Source organism: Mesorhizobium sp. WSM4311 (assembly GCF_002295115.1).
Lineage (GTDB): Bacteria > Pseudomonadota > Alphaproteobacteria > Rhizobiales > Rhizobiaceae > Mesorhizobium.
The window spans coordinates 1-1,232 of sequence record NZ_NSFV01000041.1; the positions used below are offsets into that span (position 1 = coordinate 1).

A 1,232-nucleotide genomic window follows, 5' to 3' on the forward strand; every position below is an offset into this window, starting at 1 on the left:
GCCATCGCGCTGGCGCCGTTCACCAATTCGATCACCTATCTCGAGGATGGCGACTGGGCGGTGGTGCGCCGCGACAGCGTCGCCATCTTCGACATCGACGGCAGACAAGTCGAGCGCAAGCGCCAGCAGTCGCTGTCGACCTCCTTCATGGTCGACAAGGGCAACCGCCGGCATTTCATGGAGAAGGAAATCCATGAACAGCCCGAGGTGATCTCGCACACGCTGGCGCATTATGTCGACTTCGTCTCCGGCGTCTCGAAGCCGCTCGACCTGCCGTTCGACTTCGCCAGGATCGGCCGGCTGGCGATTTCGGCCTGCGGCACCGCCTATCTCGCCGGCCTGATCGGCAAATACTGGTTCGAGCGCTATGCGCGGCTGCCGGTCGATATCGATGTCGCCTCGGAGTTCCGCTACCGCGAGATGCCGCTGTCGGCCAACGATGCCGCCTTCTTCATCTCGCAGTCGGGCGAGACCGCCGACACGCTGGCCTCGCTGCGCTATTGCCGCAAGGCCGGCATGAAGATCGGCGCCGTCGTCAATGTGCGCGAATCGACCATGGCGCGCGAATCCGACGTCGTGCTGCCGACACTCGCCGGCCCCGAGATCGGTGTCGCCTCGACGAAAGCCTTCACCTGCCAGCTCTCTGTCCTGGCCTCGCTTGCGGTGCGCGCCGGCGTGGCGCGCGGGGTGATTTCGCAGGAGCAGGAAAAGACCCTGGTGCGCGCGCTTTCGGAAGCGCCGCGCTATGCCAACCAGGTGCTCAAGCTCGAAGAGCAGATCGAGCGGATCGCGCGCGAACTGTCACGCTACAAGGATGTGCTCTATCTCGGCCGCGACACCAATTTCCCGCTCGCCATGGAAGGCGCGCTAAAACTCAAGGAAATCTCCTATATCCACGCCGAGGGCTATGCGGCGGGCGAGTTGAAGCATGGGCCGATCGCGCTGATCGACGAGAACATGCCGGTCATCGTCATTGCGCCGCATGACCGCATTTTCGAGAAGACCGTGTCGAACATGCAGGAAGTGGCGGCGCGTGGCGGCAAGATCATCCTGATCACCGATGCCAAGGGCGCCGCACAGGTGAGCGTCAAGACGATGGAGACGATCATCCTGCCGGACGTGCCGGAAATCATCTCGCCGATCATCTACGCGCTGCCGATCCAGATGCTGGCCTATTTCGCCGCCGTGTTCATGGGCACCGACGTCGACCAGCCGCGCAATCTGGCGAAATC

The 1,232-nt window shown here is 63.2% G+C and carries 1 protein-coding gene; it reads left to right on the plus strand.

Features of this window, described 5'->3' with window-relative positions:
- The coding region (gene glmS / locus CK226_RS34260) for a glutamine--fructose-6-phosphate transaminase (isomerizing) (RefSeq protein WP_095794119.1) at nt 1-1,232 on the plus strand (1,232 nt) is incomplete at both ends.